The 22,224-nt window shown below is 73.4% G+C and carries 18 protein-coding genes and 1 tRNA gene; 18 read left to right on the forward strand and 1 reads right to left on the reverse strand.

The annotated features are described in order from the left end of the window. Window positions 1-34: 34 nt before the first annotated feature. From KLI87_RS36225 to KLI87_RS36285, 13 genes are all read left to right on the forward strand, one after another. The gene (locus tag KLI87_RS36225; RefSeq protein ID WP_067461266.1) at window positions 35-1,069 is read left to right on the forward strand and encodes a rod shape-determining protein; all 1,035 of its coding nucleotides are present in this window, start codon (window positions 35-37) and stop codon (window positions 1,067-1,069) included. 37 nt (window positions 1,070-1,106) lie between these two features. Further along, window positions 1,107-2,114: a rod shape-determining protein MreC gene (mreC, locus tag KLI87_RS36230; RefSeq protein ID WP_214620638.1), complete on the forward strand. Its 1,008-nt coding sequence runs from the start codon at window positions 1,107-1,109 to the stop codon at window positions 2,112-2,114. 1 nt (window position 2,115) lies between these two features. Continuing rightward, window positions 2,116-2,715 (forward strand): rod shape-determining protein MreD, encoded by a 600-nt coding sequence (gene mreD, locus KLI87_RS36235; RefSeq protein ID WP_214620639.1) that lies wholly within the window; start codon window positions 2,116-2,118, stop codon window positions 2,713-2,715. Then, window positions 2,712-4,784, forward strand: a complete 2,073-nt coding sequence (gene mrdA / locus KLI87_RS36240; RefSeq protein ID WP_214620640.1) for a penicillin-binding protein 2 — start codon at window positions 2,712-2,714, stop codon at window positions 4,782-4,784. The genes mreD and mrdA overlap by 4 nt, the downstream gene beginning before the upstream one ends. After that, on the forward strand, window positions 4,781-5,962 hold the full coding sequence (rodA, locus tag KLI87_RS36245; RefSeq protein ID WP_214620641.1) for a rod shape-determining protein RodA: 1,182 nt from the start codon (window positions 4,781-4,783) through the stop codon (window positions 5,960-5,962). Before mrdA ends, rodA begins: the two co-directional genes overlap by 4 nt. Before the next feature lie 104 nt (window positions 5,963-6,066). After that, window positions 6,067-7,989: a TIGR03960 family B12-binding radical SAM protein gene (locus tag KLI87_RS36250; protein ID WP_156218032.1), complete on the forward strand. Its 1,923-nt coding sequence runs from the start codon at window positions 6,067-6,069 to the stop codon at window positions 7,987-7,989. A 211-nt stretch (window positions 7,990-8,200) separates the two neighbouring features. Continuing rightward, window positions 8,201-9,076, forward strand: a complete 876-nt coding sequence (locus KLI87_RS36255) for a TIGR03936 family radical SAM-associated protein (RefSeq protein WP_214620642.1) — start codon at window positions 8,201-8,203, stop codon at window positions 9,074-9,076. A gap of 206 nt (window positions 9,077-9,282) precedes the next feature. Further along, window positions 9,283-12,447, forward strand: a complete 3,165-nt coding sequence (locus KLI87_RS36260) for an Rne/Rng family ribonuclease (protein ID WP_214620643.1) — start codon at window positions 9,283-9,285, stop codon at window positions 12,445-12,447. Between the two features lie 289 nt (window positions 12,448-12,736). Next, window positions 12,737-13,051, forward strand: a complete 315-nt coding sequence (rplU, locus tag KLI87_RS36265) for a 50S ribosomal protein L21 (protein WP_214620644.1) — start codon at window positions 12,737-12,739, stop codon at window positions 13,049-13,051. Between the two features lie 12 nt (window positions 13,052-13,063). Next, window positions 13,064-13,321 carry a 50S ribosomal protein L27 gene (gene rpmA / locus KLI87_RS36270; protein WP_156218035.1) on the forward strand — a complete coding sequence of 86 codons (258 nt, stop codon included), beginning with the start codon at window positions 13,064-13,066 and terminating at the stop codon, window positions 13,319-13,321. Window positions 13,322-13,428: 107 nt separating this feature from the next. Next, window positions 13,429-14,826 carry a GTPase ObgE gene (gene obgE / locus KLI87_RS36275; RefSeq protein WP_214620645.1) on the forward strand — a complete coding sequence of 466 codons (1,398 nt, stop codon included), beginning with the start codon at window positions 13,429-13,431 and terminating at the stop codon, window positions 14,824-14,826. 20 nt (window positions 14,827-14,846) lie between these two features. After that, complete coding sequence (gene proB, locus KLI87_RS36280) at window positions 14,847-15,974, forward strand: glutamate 5-kinase (RefSeq protein WP_156218037.1); 1,128 nt, start codon at window positions 14,847-14,849, stop codon at window positions 15,972-15,974. Then, window positions 15,967-17,223 carry a glutamate-5-semialdehyde dehydrogenase gene (locus KLI87_RS36285; protein WP_214620646.1) on the forward strand — a complete coding sequence of 419 codons (1,257 nt, stop codon included), beginning with the start codon at window positions 15,967-15,969 and terminating at the stop codon, window positions 17,221-17,223. The genes proB and KLI87_RS36285 overlap by 8 nt, the downstream gene beginning before the upstream one ends. Window positions 17,224-17,403: 180 nt before the next feature. Here KLI87_RS36285 and KLI87_RS36290 read toward each other — a convergent pair whose 3' ends face one another. Further along, window positions 17,404-18,441, reverse strand: a complete 1,038-nt coding sequence (locus KLI87_RS36290) for a M48 family metallopeptidase (RefSeq protein ID WP_156218039.1) — start codon at window positions 18,439-18,441, stop codon at window positions 17,404-17,406. Window positions 18,442-18,624: 183 nt separating this feature from the next. Here KLI87_RS36290 and KLI87_RS36295 point away from each other — a divergent pair, with 183 nt between their 5' ends. From KLI87_RS36295 to KLI87_RS36315, 5 genes are all read left to right on the forward strand, one after another. Then, entirely contained in the window at window positions 18,625-19,911 is a 1,287-nt protein-coding gene (locus KLI87_RS36295) for a phenylacetate--CoA ligase family protein (RefSeq protein WP_214620647.1), read from the forward strand. A gap of 61 nt (window positions 19,912-19,972) precedes the next feature. Continuing rightward, entirely contained in the window at window positions 19,973-20,575 is a 603-nt protein-coding gene (nadD, locus tag KLI87_RS36300; RefSeq protein WP_214620648.1) for a nicotinate-nucleotide adenylyltransferase, read from the forward strand. Window positions 20,576-20,743: 168 nt separating this feature from the next. Continuing rightward, window positions 20,744-21,157: a ribosome silencing factor gene (gene rsfS / locus KLI87_RS36305; protein ID WP_214620649.1), complete on the forward strand. Its 414-nt coding sequence runs from the start codon at window positions 20,744-20,746 to the stop codon at window positions 21,155-21,157. Continuing rightward, complete coding sequence (locus tag KLI87_RS36310) at window positions 21,150-21,812, forward strand: histidine phosphatase family protein (RefSeq protein ID WP_173390804.1); 663 nt, start codon at window positions 21,150-21,152, stop codon at window positions 21,810-21,812. Before rsfS ends, KLI87_RS36310 begins: the two co-directional genes overlap by 8 nt. Window positions 21,813-21,891: 79 nt before the next feature. Next, window positions 21,892-21,964 (forward strand) — tRNA-Ala (locus tag KLI87_RS36315). Window positions 21,965-22,224 lie beyond the last annotated feature (260 nt).

Genomic DNA, 22,224 nt, shown 5'->3' on the forward strand with positions numbered 1-22,224 from the left:
ACACGCCCGTCAAGATGAAGGGCTCCCTTTCTTCATGGGTAACAAGCTGTCGTTTCTTGGCCGTGACATGGCGGTCGATCTTGGCACCGCCAACACGCTGGTGTACGTGCGCGGGCGTGGCATCGTCCTGAACGAACCCTCGGTGGTGGCGATCAACACCAACACCGGGAAGATCGTCGCGGTCGGCATCGAGGCGAAGCGGATGATCGGCCGCACGCCCGGCAACATCGTCGCCGTCCGCCCGCTCAAGGACGGCGTGATCGCCGACTTCGACGTCACCGAGCGGATGCTCCGCTACTTCATCCAGAAGGTGCACAAGCGCCGGCACTTCGCCAAACCGCGCATCGTGGTGGCGGTGCCGAGCGGCATCACCGGGGTGGAGCAGCGCGCCGTCAAGGAGGCCGGGTACCAGGCCGGCGCCCGCCGCGTCTACATCATCGAGGAGCCCATGGCCGCCGCGATCGGCGCCGGGCTGCCCGTCTACGAGCCCACCGGCAACATGGTCGTCGACATCGGCGGCGGTACCACCGAGGTCGCGATCATCTCGCTCGGCGGCATCGTCACGAGCCAGTCGGTCCGCGTCGGCGGCGACGAACTCGACCAGGCGGTCATCTCCTTCTCCAAGAAGGAGTACTCGCTCATGCTCGGGGAACGGACCGCCGAGGAGATCAAGATGGCGATCGGCTCCGCCTACCCGGGCGGGGACGAGGAGCCGCACGCCGAGATCCGCGGCCGCGACCTGGTCAGCGGGCTGCCGAAGACCGTCGTGATCTCCGCCGAGGAGGTGCGGCGCGCGATCGAGGAGCCGGTCAACTCCATCGTGGACGCGGTGAAGACCACGCTCGACAAGTGCCCGCCCGAGCTGTCGGGCGACATCATGGACCGCGGGATCGCCCTCACCGGCGGCGGAGCCCTGCTGAAGAACCTCGACGAGCGGCTCCGCGAGGAGACCGGCATGCCGATCCACCTCGTGGACAACCCGCTCGACTCGGTCGTGCTCGGCACGGGCAAGTGCGTCGAGGACTTCGAGTCGCTCCGGCAGGTGCTCGTCCCGGAGCCGCGGCACTGAGCTCCCGGCGGATTCAGGAGAAACGGGAGGTCGGTGGGTGAAGGACACCCGGCGGACCCGCGTGGTCCTCGGCGCGCTGATCGTCACGGCGCTCGCGATGATCACCGTTGACTACCGCGGCGGGGAGCACTCCCCGCTGCGCGGGCTGCGCGACGTCGGCGCGGCGGTGTTCGGCCCGGTCGAGCGGGCCTCGGCCTCGGTCGTGCGGCCGGTCGGGGACACCTTCGACGCCATCACCGACGCGCCGGGCGAGCGCCACCGCGCCGACCGGCTCGAACGGGAGAACCAGCGGCTGCGCGAGCAACTGCGCGCGGGCCGCCTCGACCAGGACCGCTCCGCCCAGCTCCAGCGGCTGCTCGGCACCGCCGGGGCGGGCGGCTACCGGATCCGCGCGGCGCAGGTGATCTCCGCCGGGCAGGGCTTCGAGGACACCGTCACGATCGATGTCGGCACCCGCAACGGCATCAGGACCGACATGACCGTGATGAGCGCGCAGGGGCTCGTCGGCCGCGTCACCCGCGTCGGGCCCGCCACCGCGACCGTGCTGCTCGCCACCGACCAGACGTCCTCGATCGGCTCCCGCCTGGAGGACTCCAAGGAGATCGGGATCGTGCAGGGCCGCGGCCGCCGCGGCCTCGGCAACGGCGCCACCCCGCTGCGCTTCCAGCTGCTGGACGCGGCGGCGCCGATGCGCGTCGGGCAGCGCGTCGTCACGCTCGGGTCGCAGGGCGAGCGGCCGTACGTGCCGGGCGTCCCGATCGGCGTCGTCGAGCGCATCGACAACTCCAGCGGCGGGCTGACCCGCACCGCCTACGTCCGGCCGTTCGTCCGCTTCACCAGCCTGGACGTGGTCGGTGTCGTCGTCGCGCCGCCCCGGCACGACCCGCGCGACGCGGTGCTGCCGCCCAAGCCGGCCCCGCCGCCGACCCCGACCCCGGCGCCGACCGGGAAGCCGAGCCCCGGCGCGTCGCCCTCCGGGGACCCGGCCAAGGCGAGGCCGCGCGGCACCAAGAGCCCGCACCCGAGACCGACCTCAGAGGACTGACGTGCTGAACGTGCCGGAGAAGTCGCAGACCGGGCGTCGGGTGATGACCGTCCTGGTGGTCGCGGTCGCGCTGATCCTCCAGGTGTCGGTGGCCAACCGGCTGCCGACGCCCGGCGGGGTCCAGCCCGACCTCGTCCTGCTGGCCGTGGTGGCGCTCGCCCTGGTCAGCGGCTCGATGACCGGTATGGTCACCGGGTTCCTGGCGGGCCTGGCCGCCGACATCGTCCCGCCCGCCGACCACACGCTCGGGCGCTACGCCCTCGTCTACTGCCTCATCGGCTACCTGTGCGGGATCGCCTCCGCCGAGATGGACCGCCAGTCGGTCGTGCCGTTCTTCGCCGTCGCCGCCGGGGCCCTCGCGGGCGCCGTGCTGTACGCGGCGACCGGGATGATCCTCGGCGACCCGCGCGCCGAGTGGGGCACGGTGTCGCGGATGGTGCCGCTCCAGGTCGTCTACGACGTGGTCGCCAGCCCGTTCGTCGTGTGGGCGGTGCTGCGCGTCACCCGGAGGTTCGAGCGCGGCGACCGCGCGCGCGGCGACCGCTTCTCGGTGCCCGCCGCCCGCTACCGCGCGATGTCGGGGCGGAGCGGGAGCCTGTGAACCCCAGGACGCACTTCCGGCTGGTGGTGCTGTACGTCCTCGTGGCGGCGCTGCTGCTGGTGCTGGTCGGGCGGCTCTGGTCGCTCCAGGTGCTGTCGGGCACGCACTACCGGCAGGTCGCCGCGCAGAACCGCACCCGCGACATCGTCGTCCCCGCGATCCGGGGCATGATCCTGGACGGCCAGGGCCGCCCGCTGGTCCGCAACCGCAGCGCGCTGGTCGTCTCGGTCGACCGCACCTCGCTGTCGCGGCAGCGCGACCACGGCACCTCCGTCCTGAGGCGGCTCGCCGGGGTCCTCGGCACGAGCCAGGAGGAGATCGAGAAGCGGATCCGGCTGTGCGGCCCCGGCATCAAGCGGCCGTGCTGGCCGGGCTCCCCCTACCAGCCGATCCCGGTGGACGACCGCGTCGACCCCCGCCGCGCGTTGCAGATCATGGAGCGGCAGGAGGACTTCCCCGGCGTCACCGCGCAGGTCCAGGCCGTCCGCGACTACCCGCGGCCCGAGGGCGCGGGCGCCGCGCAGGCGCTCGGCTACCTCCAGCCGATCACGCAGGAGGAGCTCGACCAGCGCAAGGGCCTGAAGGTCACCGGCTACAGCGGCGTCGACCTGATCGGGCGCGCCGGTCTGGAGGCGCAGTACGACGCCGACCTGCGCGGCGAGCCCGGCTACCGCAAGGTGCTCGTCGACAGCCAGGGCCGCGTCACCGGGACCGCCGCCGAGAAGGCGCCGGTCGTCGGCGGCAACCTCGTCACCAGCATCGACGCGGGCGTGCAGGGCGCGGCGGAGAAGGCGCTCCAGACCGCGGTCGAGGGCGCGCGCAAGCAGGGCCACAAGGCCGACGCGGGCGCCGCCGTCGTGATGGACGTGCAGACCGGCAAGATGGTCGCGATGGCGAGCTACCCCACCTACGACCCGAGCATCTGGACCGGCGGCATCTCCCAGGACGAGTACGACGGGCTGCTCGGCAAGAAGAAGGGCGAGCCGCTCACCTCGCGCGTCACCCAGGGCCAGTTCGCGCCCGGCTCGACGTTCAAGATCTCCTCGGTGGCGGCGGCGGTGAAGGACGGCTACGGGCTGAACGGCATCTACCCCTGCCCCGGCTCCTACAACGTCGGCAGCCGCGCGTTCACGAACTTCGAGGGCCAGGGCCACGGCAACATGAACCTGCACGAGGCGCTGGTCGTCTCCTGCGACACGATCTTCTACAAGTTCGCCTACGAGGAGTGGCTGCGCGACGGGGGCATGAAGCCGAAGAAGAACCCGTCCGACCCGATGGTGGGGATGGCCCGCTCCTTCGGGTTCGGCGCCCGCACCGGCATCGACCTGCCGAGCGAGACGCCCGGCCGCATCCCCGACCGGGCCTGGAAGCGCTCCTACTGGGAGGCGACCAGGAAGGCCGACTGCAAGGGCGCCAAGGAGGGCTACCCGAGCGTCGCCAAGACCGACCCGGCCCGCGCCGCCTACCTGCGCTCGATCGCCTCCGAGAACTGCACCGAGGGCTTCGTCTGGCGCGCGGGCGACGCCGCGAACTTCTCCGTCGGGCAGGGCGACGTGCTGGTCACGCCGCTCCAACTCGCCCGCGCCTACGCGGCGCTCGCCAACGGCGGCCGCCTGGTCACCCCCCACCTCGGCGTCGCGCTGATGCGGCCGGACGGCTCGCTCCTGCGCCGGATCTCCCAGCGGCCGGAGCGGAGGCTGCCGGTGGACGGCAAGGTCCTCAGGTACGTCCGCAGTGGCCTCGCCGACGTGACCAAGAAGGGCACGGCCGCCGGAGCGTTCTCCGGGTTCGACTTCGACCGCGTCGACGTCGCCGGGAAGACCGGCACCGCCGAGGTCTACGGCAAGGACGACACGTCCTGGTTCGCCTCGTTCGGCCCGGTGAAGAAGCCGCGCTTCGCGGTCATCGCGATGGTGTCGCAGGGCGGCACGGGCGCGTCCACGGCGGCCCCCACCGTCCGCGCGATCTGGGAGGCCATGTACGGGACGAAGGACAAGAAGCCCCTCCTGAAGGACGGCAAGCTGCCGTCCGAGCTGCCCAAGCCTCCGGCCGATGGAGCCGCACCGTGAACGAGGCCAACGTCGGATCGGTCGGCGGGTACCGCGACCGGGCGCTCTGGCAGAGCGTGGTCGCCGGGTTGCGGCGCCTCGACTGGACGCTGTGCCTGACCGTCCTCGTGCTGTCGCTGATCGGCGCGCTGCTGGTCCGCTCGGCGACCTTCCAGCTCATGACCGACCAGGGCAAGGACCCGGAGGGCTTCCTCAAGCGGCACATCCTGAACCTGCTGATCGGGTTCGCGCTCGGCGGCCTGGTGACCGTGCTCGACTACCGGCTGCTGCGCGCCTACGTCCCGATCCTGTACGGGCTGGCCTGCGTGGGGCTGGTCGCCGTCCTCACCCCGCTCGGCTCGACGATCAACGGCTCGCACTCGTGGATCGTGGTCGGCGGCGGGTTCCAGGTGCAGCCCTCGGAGTTCGCCAAGGTCGGGCTCGTCGTGCTGCTCGCGATGATCCTCGGCGAGCCGCGCGACGGCGAGATCGGGCCGGGCCGCCGCGACGTGCTGCTCGCGCTCGCGCTCGCGGGTGTGCCCGCCGCGCTGATCATGCTCCAGCCCGACCTCGGCACGACGCTGGTGTTCACCGCCGTGGTGCTCGGCATGCTGGCGGTCTCGGGCGCCCGCAAGCGCTGGCTCGCCGGGCTGGTCGGCGGCGGCCTGGCCGCGGGCTTCGCGGTGTGGTTCTTCGGCCTGCTCAAGCCCTACCAGCTCGACCGGTTCACCGCGTTCATGGACCCCTCCGCCGACCCGCGCGGCGCCGGGTACAACGCCCAGCAGGCGCGGATCGCGATCGGCTCCGGCGGGACGTTCGGCAAGGGCCTGTTCAACGGCGAGCAGACCGGCGGGCACTTCGTCCCCGAGCAGCAGACCGACTTCATCTTCACGGTCGCGGGGGAGGAGCTCGGCTTCGTCGGCGCCGCCGTGATCATCCTGCTGCTCGGCGTCGTGCTGTGGCGCGGGCTGCGCATCGCGACCCAGGCCGCCGACCTGTTCGGCACGCTGGTCGCGACCGGCGTGGTGTGCTGGCTGGCGTTCCAGACGTTCGAGAACGTCGGGATGACGGTCGGGATCATGCCGATCACCGGGCTGCCGCTGCCGTTCGTGTCCTACGGCGGCTCCGCCACGTTCGCGAACATGATCGCCTTCGGCCTGTTGCAGGCGGTGCACGTCCGCCGCAGGCCCTTCGACTGAGCGGCGGTCCTCCGACCGGGCGGCGGGCCCCGGCCGGGCGGGCCGCCGGTCGCGCGGCGGTAGGCTGGACGTTCGCCCATGGCCCCACCACGGAGGACACCGCCATGCCCGTCCAGTCGATCTTCCCGCGACTGGAGCCGCTGCTCCCGCGCGTGCAAAAGCCGATCCAGTACGTCGGCGGGGAGTTGAACTCCCAGGTCAAGGATTGGGACGAGGCCGAGGTCCGGTGGGCGCTCATGTACCCGGACGCCTACGAGGTCGGGCTGCCGAACCAGGGCGTCCAGATCCTCTACGAGATCCTCAACGAGCGCGACGGCGTCCTCGCGGAGCGGACCTACTCGGTCTGGCCCGACATGGAGGCCGTCATGCGCGAGCACGGCCTCCCGCAGTTCACCGTGGACGCGCACCGCCCGGTCGCCGCGTTCGACGTGTTCGGCGTCTCGTTCTCGACCGAACTCGGCTACACCAACCTGCTGACGGCGCTCGACCTCGCCGGGATCCCGCTGCGCGCCGCCGACCGGGGCGCGGAGCACCCGATCGTGCTGGCGGGCGGGCACGCCGCGTTCAACCCCGAGCCGATCGCCGACTTCCTCGACGCGGCCGTCCTCGGCGACGGCGAGGAGGTCGCGCTGGCGATCACCGAGGTGGTCCGCGAGTGGAAGGCCGAGGGCGAGCCGGACGGCCGCGACGGGCTGCTGCTGCGCCTCGCCGCGTCCGGCGGCGTGTACGTGCCGCGCTTCTACGACGTGAGCTACCTGCCGGACGGGCGGATCCAGCGGGTCGCGCCCAACCGTCCGGGCGTGCCGTGGCGGGTCGAGAAGCACACGGTCATGGACCTCGACCAGTGGCCCTACCCGCGCAAGCCGCTGGTCCCGCTCGCCGAGACCGTGCACGAGCGGTTCAGCGTCGAGATCTTCCGCGGCTGCACCCGGGGCTGCCGGTTCTGCCAGGCCGGGATGATCACCCGGCCGGTGCGGGAGCGGTCGATCACCACGATCGGCGCGATGGTCGAGCAGGGCCTGTCGGAGTCGGGCTTCCAGGAGGTCGGGCTGCTCAGCCTGTCCAGCGCCGACCACAGCGAGATCGGCGAGGTCGCCAAGGGGCTCGCCGACCGCTACGAGGGCACCAACACCTCGCTGTCGCTGCCCTCCACCCGCGTGGACGCCTTCAACATCACGCTCGCCAACGAGTTCTCGCGCGGCGGGCGGCGCTCCGGGCTGACGTTCGCGCCCGAGGGCGGCTCCGAGCGGATGCGCAAGGTGATCAACAAGATGGTCACCGAGGACGACCTGATCCGCACCGTCGGCACCGCCTACGAGAACGGCTGGCGGCAGGTCAAGCTGTACTTCATGTGCGGGCTGCCCACCGAGGAGGACGAGGACGTCCTCGCGATCGCCGGGATGGCCAGGCGCGTCATCCAGGCCGGCCGCGAGGCCACCGGCCGCAAGGACATCCGCTGCACGGTGTCCATCGGCGGGTTCGTCCCGAAGCCGCACACCCCGTTCCAGTGGGCCGCCCAGTGCGACCACGAGACCGTCGACCGCCGCCTGCACGCCCTCAAGGACGCGCTGCGCGCCGACCGCGAGTACGGCCGCGCCATCGGGCTGCGCTACCACGACGGCCGCCCGTCCATCATCGAGGGCCTGCTGTCGCGCGGCGACCGCCGGGTGGGCGAGGTCATCCGCGCCGTCTGGGAGGACGGCGGGCGCTTCGACGGCTGGAGCGAGCACTTCTCCTTCGAGCGCTGGACGGCCGCCGCCGGCAAGGTCTTCGCCGGTCAGCCCGTCGATCTCGACTGGTACACCGTCCGCGAGCGCGACGAGGTCGAGGTGCTCCCCTGGGACCACCTCGACGCCGGGCTCGACCGCGAGTGGCTCTGGCAGGACTGGCAGGACGCGGTCGACGAGACCGAGGTCGAGGACTGCCGCTGGACGCCCTGCTACGACTGCGGCGTCTGCCCCACGATGGGCACCGAGATCCAGATCGGCCCCACGGGCAAGAAGCTGCTGCCGCTCTCGGTCGTCTGACCGGCGCCGCCCCGGGCCCGCCGCGCCGGGCGTATCCCCAGGCCGAACGGGATTCGACCGGGCCTGAACCGGCCGTGTGAACGCCCTGAGCTGCGGGGCTTGCGCTCGCCCGACCCCGGCCAGGGGCGAAAGGGCGCGCCGGGCCCCGTACTCTATAGGGAGACGTTTTCGACTCGACCACGAGTAGGAAGGACGAAGAGCCCTGGCACCCATGCCGGAGGGGCCGGCCCCGGCCCCCGTGATCCAGCGCCTTCGCGTCCGCTACGCCAAGCGGGGCAGGCTGCGGTTCACGAGCCACCGCGACATCTCCCGGGCCGTGGAACGCGCCGTACGGCGCGCCGGGATACCTGTCGCGTTCAGCGCCGGATTCACCCCCCACCCGAAGATCTCGTACGCGGGTGCGGCGGCGACGGGGGTGGCCAGCGAGGCCGAGTACCTTGAGATCGGGCTCACCGAGACCCGCGACCCCGCGCGGGTCCGGGACGAGCTCGACGCCGCACTGCCCGCCGGGCTCGACATCGTCGATGTCGTGCCGGTGCGGGCGGGACGCGCCGGGGACGCGCCGGTCAGACCGGGCGCGTTCACCGATCGGCTCCAGGCGTCGCGGTGGCGGATCCGGCTGGACGGGGTGTCCTACGACGACGCCGCCGCTGCCGTGGCCGCCTTCCTGGACGCCGGGGAGATCGAGGTCGAGCGCCTCACCAAGAAGGGGCGGCGCCGGTTCGACGTGCGCGCCGCCGTCCAGGCCCTGGAGGCACAGTCCCCGGAGCCGGACCGGCGCGCCGCCGAGGCGGCGGATGCCCCTTGTGCGATACTTCGAATGGTTGTTCGGCATTCCACACCCGCCGTACGACCCGACGACATCCTCACCGGACTGCGCCAGGTCGCCGACCTCGCGCCGCCGTCACCACCACTGGTGACCAGGCTGGCGCAGGGGCCCCTCGACGCGGCCACCGGTGGCCTCGCGGATCCCCTGGATCCCGACCGGGAGAGCGGCCTGCCGTCCGGCGACGACGCCGAGACGGCTCGCGACCGTACGCGGCCGCAGCCCGGGGACGCCGCGAGCGCGGATGCCGTCAGCGCCTGACCGTGGGACCGAAGCCGTGGCGACACGGAACCGGACCGCAGGGGACGGTCGGCGCACCCCCGACGACTTCGTCGTCATCACCGGACGACCGTCCGGCGGTGGCGACGCCGACGACTGACGGAGTGCTCCCGCGCGGCGCACCGCCCCGATCCGCCCCCTGGCGGAACAGGCGGTCGCGCCCGGGAGCCTGACGGGAGATTGCCCGGATGCTTGACAACGACGCCGATTCGGCCACCGATAACGAGACCACCGACACCACCGCGCCCGGCGTGACCACGCGTACCCGCCGCCGCGCCAGCCGTCCGGCGGGGCCCCCGCCGGACGTGGAGGACACGCCCGCGCAGGCCAAGGCGGAGGAGCCCGCTCCCAGCGACACCGGCTCCCCGTCCGCCGACGCCGGGAGTGAGCAGGAGGCGGGACGTCCCGCGGCGCGCGGGCGGCGCGCCACGGCGGCGCGGGCCGGGGCGGCGACCGCGCCCGAGGCGGCCGCGCCCGAGCAGCAGCAGGAGGAGGCCGGCGAGGCGGCGCCGGTGAAGAAGACCACGCGGACGCGGACCCGCGCCAAGAGCGGCACCGCCAGGAGCGCGGCCGCCAAGGGCGAGGAGACAGCCGAGGCCGTGCCGCTGACCGGGGCCGAGACGTCCCCGGCCGCCGAGGCACCGAAGGGCGAGGCGCCTGAGGCAGGCGCGTCCAAGAGCGAGGCGCAGGCCGAGGCGCCGGAGGCCGAGGCCCCGGCGGAGAAGGCTCCCACCACCCGGACGCGCACCCGCCGCCGTACCAGCGCCGCCGCCCCGCCCGTCACGCCCGACGAGCCGGACGTGCCCGCCGCTCCGATCGTCCCCGAGGTCCCGGCGGTGCCGGGCACCGGCGGCGAGCCGGACGCGTCCCGGGTGTCGGAGACCGAGCCCGCGAGCGGCGTCGGCGTGCCCGGCGTGATGTTCCAGCCGCCCATGGTCGTGTTCCAGCCGCCGCAGCCGAAGGCCGAGGCGCCGGCGCGGCCCCGGGAGGAGCCGAAGGCCGAGGAGCCCGCGGACGAGGCCGAGCACGGGCCGGCCGTCCACGACGACGAGGACGAGGGCGATGACCGCCCCTCGCGCCGCCGCCGCCGCAGGGGCGGCCGCGGCCGCGGCCGCGGCAAGGACGGCGTCGAGGACGACGCGCAGGCCGACGAGGGCGCCGACGCCGAGGAGGCGGGCGAGGCCCGGGAAGCGCGGGAGTCCAAGGAGGCCAAGGAGGCCAAGGAGGAGCAGCCCGCCAAGGCCGCCAAGGCGACCAGGGGCGGGAAGGCCAAGGCCGCCAAGGAGGCCAGGGAGGCCAAGGAGGCGGCGAAGGAGACCGCCAAGGCCGAGCAGGACGAGGACGACGACGAGGGCGACGGCCAGGGCGCGACGAGCCGCCGGCGCCGCCGCCGCAGGCGCCGGTCCGGGGCCGACGGCGAGGGCGGGCCGCAGGACGACCCGCCGAACACCGTCGTGCACGTCCGCGACGCGCGCGCGGTGGAGGACGAGGTCCAGTCCGTCCGGGGCTCGACCCGGCTGGAGGCCAAGAAGCAGCGCCGCCGCGAGGGCCGCGAGCAGGGCCGCCGCCGTCCGCCGGTGATCACCGAGGCGGAGTTCCTGGCGCGCCGCGAGTCGGTCGAGCGGGTCATGGTGGTGCGGCAGGAGGGCGAGCGCACGCAGATCGCCGTCCTGGAGGACGACGTCCTCGTCGAGCACTACGTCAACCGCGCGACCCACCAGTCGTACGTGGGCAACGTCTACCTCGGCAAGGTCCAGAACGTGCTGCCGTCGATGGAGGCGGCGTTCGTCGACATCGGCAAGGGCCGCAACGCGGTCCTGTACGCGGGCGAGGTCAACTGGGACGTGGCGGGCCTGGAGGGCCAGCCGCGCCGCATCGAGTCGGCGCTGAAGTCGGGCCAGTCGGTGCTCGTCCAGGTCACCAAGGACCCGCTCGGCCACAAGGGCGCCCGGCTGACCAGCCAGGTCTCGCTGCCCGGCCGCTACCTGGTCTACGTCCCCGACGGCTCGATGACCGGCATCAGCCGCAAGCTCCCCGACAAGGAGCGCAGCCGCCTGAAGTCGATCCTGAAGAAGGTCATGCCGGAGAACGCGGGCGTGATCGTCCGCACGGCGGCCGAGGGGGCGACCGAGGAGGAGCTGTCCCGGGACGTCTCGCGCCTGGCCGCGCAGTGGGAGAGCATCCAGAAGAAGGTCAAGTCCGCGTCGGCGCCGTCGCTGCTGTACGGGGAGCCCGACCTCACGATCCGCGTCGTCCGCGACATCTTCAACGAGGACTTCAGCAAGCTCGTGGTCTCCGGCGGTGACGCCTGGGACACGGTCTCGGACTACGTCGAGTACGTCGCGCCGCACCTCGCCGACCGGGTCGAGCGGTGGGAGGGCGCGCAGGACGTCCTCGGCGCGTTCCGGGTGGACGAGCAGATCGCCAAGGCGCTGGACCGCAAGGTGTGGCTGCCCTCCGGCGGCTCGCTGGTGATCGACCGGACCGAGGCGATGACGGTCATCGACGTCAACACCGGCAAGTTCACCGGGCAGGGCGGCAACCTGGAGGAGACCGTCACCCGCAACAACCTGGAGGCGGCGGAGGAGATCGTCCGCCAGCTCCGGCTGCGCGACATCGGCGGCATCGTCGTGATCGACTTCATCGACATGGTGCTGGAGAACAACCGCGACCTGGTGCTGCGCCGGCTCGTGGAGTGCCTGTCGCGGGACCGCACCAAGCACCAGGTCGCCGAGGTCACCTCGCTCGGCCTGGTCCAGATGACCCGCAAGCGCGTCGGGCAGGGGCTGCTGGAGGCGTTCTCGGAGACCTGCGAGTCCTGCAACGGGCGCGGCATCCACGTCCACCTGACGCCGGTCGAGCCGAAGCCCGACAAGGCGGCGGGCAAGGAGAGCGGCCGCCGCCGCAAGCGCAAGGGCGAGGTCGAGCGGGCCGTCGAGGAGAAGATCGCCAAGCACGACGCGAAGTCCGAGGCCAAGAGCGAGGCGAAGGCCGAGACGAAGGCCGGGGAGGCGGAGGAGCCGGAGGCGGCGCGTCCGGCGCGGACGCGGGCGAAGAAGTCCGGCCCCGCCAAGCGCCCCGCGGGCCCGCCGCCCGACGTCGACGCCGAGGAGGCCCCGGCGCAGGCCGCCGTGGAGGCCGCCCAGGCCGCGGCGGAGGCGGCCGACACCTCGCCCGGCGCGCTGGACTCGGCGGAGCCGGTCGCGGTCAACGGCGCCGCGCCCGCCGAGTCGAACGGCGCCGCGCCCGCTCCGGACGAGGACGCCGAGGGCGGCACCGCGCGGCGCCGCCGCACCCGCCGTCCGCGCGCCGCGGCGCAGGCCGCCGCCGAGGCCGGGGACGCCGACGCCTGAGCCCGGATGCCCTGGCCGGACGCGTTCGCGTTCCGGTCAGGGCATCCGGTAGGCTTGTGGTTCGGCGCGCCGTGGGCGCGCCAGCCGACCATGCACCGCGAGTCCCCCTCCGGGGCCCGTCCGGTGCGCACCCCGCCGATCCGGTGGGGACGAGCAGAGAGCGCCAGGGGTCTCCTCTGGTGTGCCGCCTCCGGCACCGGTGCCGGGGGTAGGCCCCCATCCGGGGGCTGGTGAGCCACGCGCGGGGCCGGTTCAGTCCGGAAGCGCGCGCAGACGAAGGGTTTCCGCGGTGTACGCGATTGTCCGCGCAGGCGGCAGGCAGGAGAGGGTCGCGGTCGACGACGTGCTGACCGTCGACAAGCTGGCCGGTGAGGTCGGCTCGACCGTCACGTTCCCGGCCGTGCTGGTCGTGGACGGCGACGACGTCGTCAGCGGCTCGGCCGACCTCGCGCGCTACGAGGTGACCGCCGAGATCCTCGGCGCCGTCAAGGGCCCGAAGATCAACATCATGCACTACCGGAACAAGACCGGGTACAAGCGGCGGATGGGTCACCGTCAGCCCTACACCGAGGTCAAGATCACCGGTATCAAGGCCGGGAAGTAAGGGAGCGGTCAGATGGCACACAAGAAGGGCGCGTCGTCCAGCCGTAACGGCCGCGACTCCAACGCCAAGCGCCTCGGTGTGAAGCGCTACGGCGGCCAGCTCGTCAACGCCGGCGAGATCATCGTCCGGCAGCGCGGCACCCACTTCCACCCCGGCCCCGGCGTCGGGCGCGGCGGCGACGACACGCTGTTCGCGCTGGTCGCGGGCGCCGTCGAGTTCCGCCGCTACCGCGGTCGCAACGCGGTCGCGATCGTGCCGTCGGCGGAGTAGTCCGCCTGCACGAGACGTTCACCGAAGGGGCGGGCCGGCGACGGTCCGCCCCTTCGCCTTTTTCGACTTCGCCTTTTTCGAGTCGCCCTGTACCGAGGAGAGTCACCGTGGCCGCTGGAGCGGGATCGGGCGCGCAGTTCGTCGACCGGGTGGTGCTGCACGCCGCCGCCGGAAACGGCGGGAACGGCTGCGCGTCGGTCCACCGGGAGAAGTTCAAGCCGCTCGGCGGCCCGGACGGCGCGAACGGCGGACGCGGCGGCGACGTGGTGCTGGTGGTCGACGCGAACGCCGCGAGCCTGCTGGAGTACCACCGGCGGCCGCACCGCAAGGCGGGCAACGGCAGGCCGGGGCAGGGCAGCCTGCGCACCGGCGCGGACGGCGCGGACGTCATCCTGCCCGTCCCCGACGGCACGGTCGTGAAGGCGGGCGAGGAGGTCCTCGCCGACCTGGTCGGCGAGGGCACCCGGTACGTGGTCGCGCAGGGCGGGCGCGGCGGGCTCGGGAACGCGGCGCTCGCGACCGCCAAGCGCAAGGCGCCCGGGTTCGCGCTGCTCGGCGAGCCCGGCGACGAGCGCGACGTGGTGCTGGAGCTGAAGAGCGTCGCGGACGTCGCGCTCGTCGGCTTCCCGAGCGCGGGCAAGTCCTCGCTGATCGCGGCGCTGTCGGCGGCCAAGCCGAAGATCGCCGACTACCCGTTCACGACGCTGGTGCCGAACCTCGGCGTGGTGGGCGCGGGCGACACGACGTTCACGGTCGCCGACGTCCCCGGGCTGATCGAGGGTGCGAGCGAGGGCCGGGGCCTCGGCCTTGAGTTCCTGCGGCACATCGAGCGGTCCTCGACGCTCGCGCACGTTTTGGACTGCGCCACGATGGAGCCGGGGCGCGACCCCGTCAGCGACTTCGAGGTGATCGAGCGGGAGCTGCGGGCCTACGACCGGGTCCTCGGCGACCGCCCGCTGTCGGACCGGCCGCGCATCGTCGTGCTCAACAAGGTGGACGTGCCCGACGGCCGCGAGCTCGCCGAGATGGTCAGGCCCGAGTTCGAGGCGCGGGGCCTCGCGGTGTTCGAGGTGTCGGCGGCCTCGCACGAGGGGCTGCGGGAGCTGTCGTTCGCGATGGCGGCGATGGTCACCGAGTATCGTGCCGCGCTGCCCGCGGTCGAGCCCACCCGCACCGTGATCCGGCCGGAGCCGGTCGGCGGCGACACCGGCTTCGAGGTCAGGCCGATGGGCGAGAACACGTTCCTGATCACCGGGAACAAGCCCGTCCGGTGGCTGCGGCAGACCGACTTCGCCAACGAGGAGGCCGTCGGCTACCTCGCGGACCGGCTCGCGCGGCTCGGCGTGGAGCAGGCACTGGCCGAGGCGGGCGCCTCCCGGGGCGCGACCGTGCTGATCGGGACGCCCGACGACTCGGTCGTCTTCGACTGGGAGCCCGAGGTCGCCGCGGGCGAGGCCGCGGCCGGCCCCCGCGGCACCGACCGCCGCCTCGACGGATACCGCTAGCCCCCGGAGGAGATGGCTCGATGAGCGAGCGCGAGGCGATCGCGAAGGCCCGGCGGATCGTGGTGAAGGCGGGGTCCTCCTCGCTCACCACCCCGGAGGGGACGATCGACGCCGCCCGCATCGACGCGCTGGTCGACGTCCTCGCGGCGCGGCGCGACGCGGGCACCGAGATCGTGTTCGTCTCCTCGGGGGCGATCGCGGCGGGGCTCGGGCCGCTCGGGCTCGTCCGCCGCCCGCCCGACCTCGCGACGCAGCAGGCGGCGGCGAGCGTCGGGCAGGGCCTGCTGTTCGCGCGCTACACCTCGGCGTTCACCCGGCACCGGATCACGGTCGGGCAGGTGCTGCTGACCGCCGACGACATGATGCGCCGCTCCCACCACCGCAACGCGCAGCGGACGCTCGCGCAGCTGCTCGCGCTCGGCGTGCTGCCGATCGTGAACGAGAACGACACCGTCGCCACCGACGAGATCCGGTTCGGCGACAACGACCGGCTCGCCGCGCTCGTCGCGCACCTGACCCGCGCGGACGCGCTGATCCTGCTCTCCGACGTCGACGCCCTCTACACCGGCGACCCGCGCCGGCCCGGGGCCCGGCGGATCGAGGACGTGCGGGGCCCGGCCGACCTCGCGGGCGTCGAGCTGGGCGGGTCCGGGCGGGTCGGCACCGGCGGCATGGTCACGAAGGTGGAGGCGGCGCGGATCGCGGGCGTCCCGGTCGTGCTGACGAACGCCGCGTCCGCCGCGCAGGCCCTCGCGGGCGACCCCGCCGGCACCCTCTTCCACCCGGCGGACGGGCGGCGCCGCTCCACCCGGCACCTCTGGCTCGCCCACGCCACCACCGGCGCCGGGCGGGTCATGCTGGACGCGGGCGCCGTCGAGGCGGTCGTGCGGCGCCGCAAGTCGCTGCTCCCGGCGGGCGTCACCGGCGTCGAGGGCGACTTCGCCGCCGGCGACCCGGTCGACCTGTGCGACCCGGCGGGCCGCGTCGTCGCGCGCGGGCTCGTGAACTACGACGCCGCCGAGGTCCCCGAGCTGATGGGCCGCTCCACCCGCTGGCTGGCCCGCGAGCTCGGGCCCGAGTACGAGCGCGAGATAATCCACCGCGACGACCTGGTCGTCCTGGCCGACGAAGGAGGACGTGATGAGTGAGCGCGAGGAGTTCCTGCGGGTGGCACGGCGCGCCGGGGACGCCGCGTCCGGGCTGGGCCCGCTGCCGCGCGCGGCCAAGGACGCGGCGCTGCACGCGGTCGCGGACGCGCTGGTCGAGAGCGCGCCCGAGATCGTCAAGGCGAACGAGGCCGACGTCGCGCGGGCGCGCGAGGCCGGGACGTCGGAGTACATGATCGACCGGCTGGCCCTGACCGTCGAGCGGATCGCGGCGATCGCCGAGGCCGCCCGCAAGGTCGCGGCGCTGCCCGACCCGGTGGGGGAGTCGGTGCGCGGCGGCGTCCTGCCGAACGGGCTGGAGCTGCGGCAGGTGCGGGTGCCGCTCGGCGTGGTCGGGATCATCTACGAGGGCCGCCCGAACGTGACCGTGGACGCGGCGGCGCTGTGTCTGAAGAGCGGCAACGCGGCCCTGCTGCGCGGCTCGTCGTCGGCGCACGAGTCCAACACGGCGCTGGTCGGCGTGATGCAGGCCGCGCTGGCGGGCACCGACGTCCCGGCGGACGCGGTGCAGCTCGTCCCCGGCACCTCCCGCGAGTCGGTGAAGCACCTGATGCGGGCGCGCGGGCTGGTGGACGTGCTGATCCCGCGCGGCGGCGCCTCCCTGATCAACTCGGTGGTCGAGGAGTCCACGGTGCCGGTGATCGAGACCGGCGTCGGGAACTGCGCGGTGTACGTGGACGCCTCCGCCGACGTCGCCATGGCCGTGGACATCCTGCTGAACGCCAAGACGCAGCGCCCGTCGGTGTGCAACGCGGCGGAGACCTTCCTGGTGCACGCCGACATCGCGGACGCGTTCGTCCCGCGCGCGCTTGAGGCGCTCCGGGAAGCGGGCGTCACCGTCCACGGCGACGAGCGGATCCGCTCCTACGGCGACGACGTCGTCGAGGCCACCGAGGACGACTGGTACGCCGAGTACCTCTCCCTGGACATCTCCGGACGCGTCGTCGACTCCCTCGACGACGCCGTCGCCCACATCCGCACCTACGGCTCGGGCCACACCGAGGCGATCGTCACGACGTCGCAGCCCGCCGCGAAGCGGTTCGTCGCCCGGGTGGACTCGGCGGCCGTGATGGTGAACGCCTCGACGCGCTTCACCGACGGCGAGGAGTTCGGGTTCGGCGCGGAGATCGGCATCTCGACCCAGAAGCTGCACGCCCGCGGCCCGATGGGCCTGCCGGAACTGACCTCGACCAAGTACGTGGTGACCGGCGAGGGCCACCTCCGCGGCTGAGCCGACCGTGCCGTCGGCGAGTGCGGCATCGCTTCGCGATCGTCGCGGTGGGGCTCGCCTCCGGCGTCGCCCCAGGTCACGCACTCGCGCGACGGCCGAGGCTCACGACAAAGGGGAGGGCCGCCGCGTCCGTGTCGCGGCGGCCCTGCTCGGGGACTCCGGGCTCGGTGGGACCGATGCTCAGTTGGAGCGGTCGGTGGGCCCGGGGTCGCGGCGGGTGAAGCGGTCGAACAGGCCGCCCGCGGCGCCCGCCGCCGCGTCCGCCATGTCGCGGACCCTGCCGACGAACGGGTCGGCGGTGCGCTCCCACGACTCGCGGTAGGACTTGGCCGCGTTGCGGACCTCCTCGGAGACCGAGGCGCCGTCGTCGTCCGCGCGGCGCGGGTAGTCGCCCGCCATGATCCGCTCGTACTCGCCCTCGCGCGCCCACCGGTCGATCTCGGCGAACCGGATCACCGCGTAGGGGTGCGACTGCGGCAGCAGGTTCAGGAACTTCAGCAGCCCGTCCCGGACGTCGCCGGCCGCGTCGTACTCGCGTGCCTGCTCCAGGAACGCCTCGCTGCTCATCTCGCCGAGGCGGGTGCCGCCGGCGAGCTTCATCATCGTCCGCTTGGCGGCGTCGAGGTCCTGCCCGGCCAGCAGCCCGGCCCGGTCGGAGGACAGCTCGGCCTTGCGGAACCACTCCCGCAGCCCGATGATGATCGCCGCGATGCCGATGTTCCCGAGCGGCAGCCAGGCCAGCCGGGACCCGAGCTGGAGCAGGATCTGCATCATCGTCTGGTACACCGCGTGCCCGGACAGGATGTGCCCGACCTCGTGCCCGATGACGAAGCGCAGCTCCTCCTCGTCCAGTAGATCGATCAGCCCGGTGTTCAGCACGATGAACGGGTGGTCGGAGCCGATCGCCATCGCGTTCGGCGTCGGGTCCTGCTTGACGTACAGGTCGGGGATCTCCTGGAGGTCCAGGATGTAGGCCGCGTCGCGCACCATGTCGTGGATGTTGCGGAACTGGTTCTCACCCACCCGGACCGTTCCGCCGAGGAACATCAGGCGCAGCGCCCGCTCGTTCACCAGCCCGGACAGCTTGCGCAGAACGACGTCGAACCCCGACAGGGAGCGCAGCGCCACCAGCGCCGACCGGTCCGCCGGGTGTTCGTAGGCCCGGGAGCTGATCCCGGGGAATCGGGTCCGGGCCCGGTCGGGCGCGTTCTCCGTCATGCGTGGTCTCCTGAGGCGTGTAGTGCCCCGCCTTCTGGCGGGCGGAAGGCGGCGCCGAGCCGTCGCGGGCTGGGACGAGCGGATGTGGACGACGCCAGGTCTGGCATGGTAGTTCCGACGAACCACCGTGCCGCAGGGTTCCCCAGCGCGGCATGACGTCCGGCTCCGGCCCCGGGAGGCCCGATGTTCGATCCGCAGGCCGAGGCGATGCCCGTCGACGAGCGCGCCGCGCTCCAGCGCGACCGGCTGCGGGGGCTGGTCGACCGGCTGCTCGCGACCGGGGGAGTGCAGGGCGCGCGGCTGAAGGAGGCCGGCGTCGGCGGCGGCTCCGACGTGGCGCCCGCCGACCTGCACCGGCTCCCGTTCACCACCAAGCGGGACCTCTGGGACCACTACCCGTTCGGGATGCTCGCCGTCCCGCGCGACCAGGTCGCCGCCGTGCACGGGTCCAGCGGGACGCGCGGCCGCCCCACCCTCGTCGCCTACACCAGGGCCGACCTCGACCTGTGGGCGGCGATGTGCGCGCGCTCGCTCTCGTGCGCGGGCGCCGCGCCGGGCAGCATCGTGCACAACGCCTACGGCTACGGGCTGTTCACCGGCGGCATCGGCGTCCACCAGGGCGCGGTGGCGCTCGGCGCGACCGTCGTGCCGATGTCGGGCGGGATGACCGCCCGGCAGGTCCGGATGCTCGCCGACCTGCGTCCCGACATCCTGACCTGCACGCCCGCCTACGCGCTGCGGCTCGGCGAGGCCGCCGCCGAGGCCGGGGTGGAGCTGGACGCGCTGCGGGCGGGCCTGTTCGGCGCCGAGCCGTGGTCGGAGGGCCTGCGCGGCGCCATCGAGCGCGTCCTGCCCATCAAGGCCATGGACATCTACGGCCTGTCGGAGATCATCGGCCCCGGCGTCGCCACCGAGTGCCTCGAACAGGACGGCCTGCACGTCAACGAGGACCACTTCATCGTCGAGGCCGTCGACCCCGCCTCCGGGGAGCCCGTCGCCGACGGCACGCCCGGCGAGCTGGTGTTCACGACCCCGACCAAGCAGGCGCTGCCCCTCCTGCGCTACCGGACGGGCGACATCGCCTCCCTCGACCGCCGCGCCTGCCCCTGCGGCCGCACGCTCGTCCGGATGAGCAAGGTCATCGGGCGCGCCGACGACATGATCGTCGTCCGGGGCGTCAACGTGTACCCGAGCGAGGTCGAGCGCGCCCTGCTCGCGACCGGGCTCGTCGCGCCGCACTACCAGCTCGTCGTGGACCGGCGCGGGCCCTCCGCCCGGCTCCTGGTCGCCTGCGAGGCGCTCACCGGCGACCCGCGCGCGGAACTGACCCGGGCCCTGCACGAGGCCCTCGGCTTCACCGCCGAGGTCTTCCCCCTGCCGGGCGGGACCGTCCCGCGGGTCGAGGTCGGCAAGGCCGTCCGCGTCGTCACCTGGGACGAGGGCGACCCGCCGCTCCCGGGCCTGGCCTGACGCGCGGGACCGCGGGGGGCGGACGTTCCGGGCATCGCACCCGCTGGTTATTCTCGTCGGCATGACGCAAAAGCGGCGGCTGGGGATCATGGGCGGCACCTTCGACCCGATCCACCACGGCCACCTCGTGGCCGCGAGCGAGGTGGCCCACTACTACTCGCTCGACGAGGTCGTGTTCGTGCCCACCGGCCTGTCGTCGCACAAGGAGACCAGCAAGGTCGCCGCCGCCGAGGACCGCTACCTCATGACCGTCATCGCCACCGCGTCCAACCCCCGCTTCTCCGTCAGCCGCATCGACATCGACCGGCCGGGCCCCACCTACACCGTCGACACCCTGCGCGACATGCGCGACCTCCAGGGCCCCGACGCCGAGCTGTTCTTCATCACCGGCGCGGACGCCCTGGAGAAGATGCTCACCTGGCACGACACCGCCGAACTCGTCGAACTCGCCCACTTCATCGGCGTCACCCGCCCCGGCCACCGCCTCGCCGACCCCGGCCTGCCCAACGGGCGCGTCTCCCTCATGGAGGTCCCCGCCCTGTCGATCTCCTCCACCGAGTGCCGCGACCGCGTCGGCTCCGGCGAGCCGATCTGGTACCTCGTCCCGGACGGGATCGTCCAGTACATCAACAAGCGCGGCCTCTACCGCGCGACCGCCGCCTGACCGGGGGCGAGCGGCCCGTCCGGCCACATACCCTGGGGATGGAAAGGGCCACCGGGCGAACCCGGCCGAAGGTAAAGGGATGCCAATGGAAATGCACAGGCCGGCGGCACCCTCCCGTGAGAAGGTGGACCCCGAGATGACCCCTACAGGGAGGATCGCGAGCGCATCGTGACCGCATCGGACAGGGCGGCGACGCTGGTCCGCATCGCCGCCGAGGCGGCGGGCGACAAGCTGGCCGACGACATTCTTGCCTACGACGTGAGCGAGCAGCTCGTCATCACCGACGCGTTCCTGCTCTGCTCCGCCCCCAACGACCGGCAGGTCCGCGCCATCGTCGACGAGATCGAGAAGCGGCTGCGCGAGGAGGCGGGCGCCAAACCCGTCCGCCGCGAGGGGGAGCGCGAGGGCCGCTGGGTGCTGCTGGACTACGCCGACATCATCGTGCACATCCAGCATGAGGAAGACCGCCTGTTCTACGCCCTCGAACGGCTCTGGAAGGACTGCCCGCTCATCGGGCTCCCCGAGAGCGTCACCGCCCACCAGGCGCAGCGCGCCCGCGCCGTCGGGAGCGCGAGTGAGTGACGCCCGCCCCGTCCGCGAACCGGGCGCGCGGCGGCTCGTGCTCTGGCGGCACGGCCGGACGGCCTGGAACCTGGAGAACCGCTTCCAGGGCAAGACCGACATCCCGCTCGACGACACCGGCGTCCAGCAGGCCCACCGCGCCGCGCGGCTCCTCGCCGGGCTCCGGCCCACGCACCTGCTCGCCTCGCCCCTCCGCCGCGCCGCCGACACCGCCGAGGCGCTCGCCGCCGTCACCGGACTGCCCGTCCGCACCGACGGCGACCTCACCGAACGCGACGGCGGCGCCTGGGAAGGGCTCACCTCCCGGGAGATCCGCGAACGCTACCCCGAGGAGCACAAGGCCTGGCAGCCCCCCGGCGGGGAGACCAGCGCCCAGGTCGCCAAGCGCGTCGCCGCGGCCCTGGAACGCGCCGCCGACGACCTGCCGCCCACCGGCCTGCTCGTCGTCGCCTCCCACGGCGCCGCCCTCCGGCTCGGCATGTCGGCGCTCCTCGGCCTCCCCGAGGACGTCTGGAAGCACATCGGCGGCCTGTCCAACTGCTGCTGGTCCGTCCTCACCGAACTCCGCGACGGCGGCTGGCGGCTCGCCGAGCACAACGCCGGCACCCTCCCCGAACCCGTCCTCGGCGACGACCGCACCGACAACGGCTCCTGACCCCAAACGATTCGAGACCAGCCCCCACCGTCCTATACACTGACCACGCGCCACAGGATGAACGTCCACGTGGCCGCGCGGGGCTATGGCGCAGTTGGTAGCGCGCCTCCATGGCATGGAGGAGGTCTGGGGTTCGAATCCCCATAGCTCCACTCGGAGTGAGGAGTGGCGTGGTCGGAGCTGACGCTCCTTCCCCGCCACTCCTCGTCTTTTCCCAGGGGGACGACCCCCTGGAACCCCCGAGTCGGGCCTTGGTGCTCGCCGAGCTTTGCTCGGCTTCGCCAAGGCCCGCAGTGTTTTCCCAGGGGGACGACCCCCTGGAACCCCCGATGTGGGGGGGGGGGGGGGGGGGGGGGGGGGGGGGGCGGGCGCGGGGGGGGGGGGGGGGGGGGGGGGGGGGGGCGGGGCGGCC

The organism is Actinomadura sp. NEAU-AAG7, assembly GCF_018603865.1.
Classification (GTDB): domain Bacteria; phylum Actinomycetota; class Actinomycetes; order Streptosporangiales; family Streptosporangiaceae; genus Spirillospora; species Spirillospora litoris.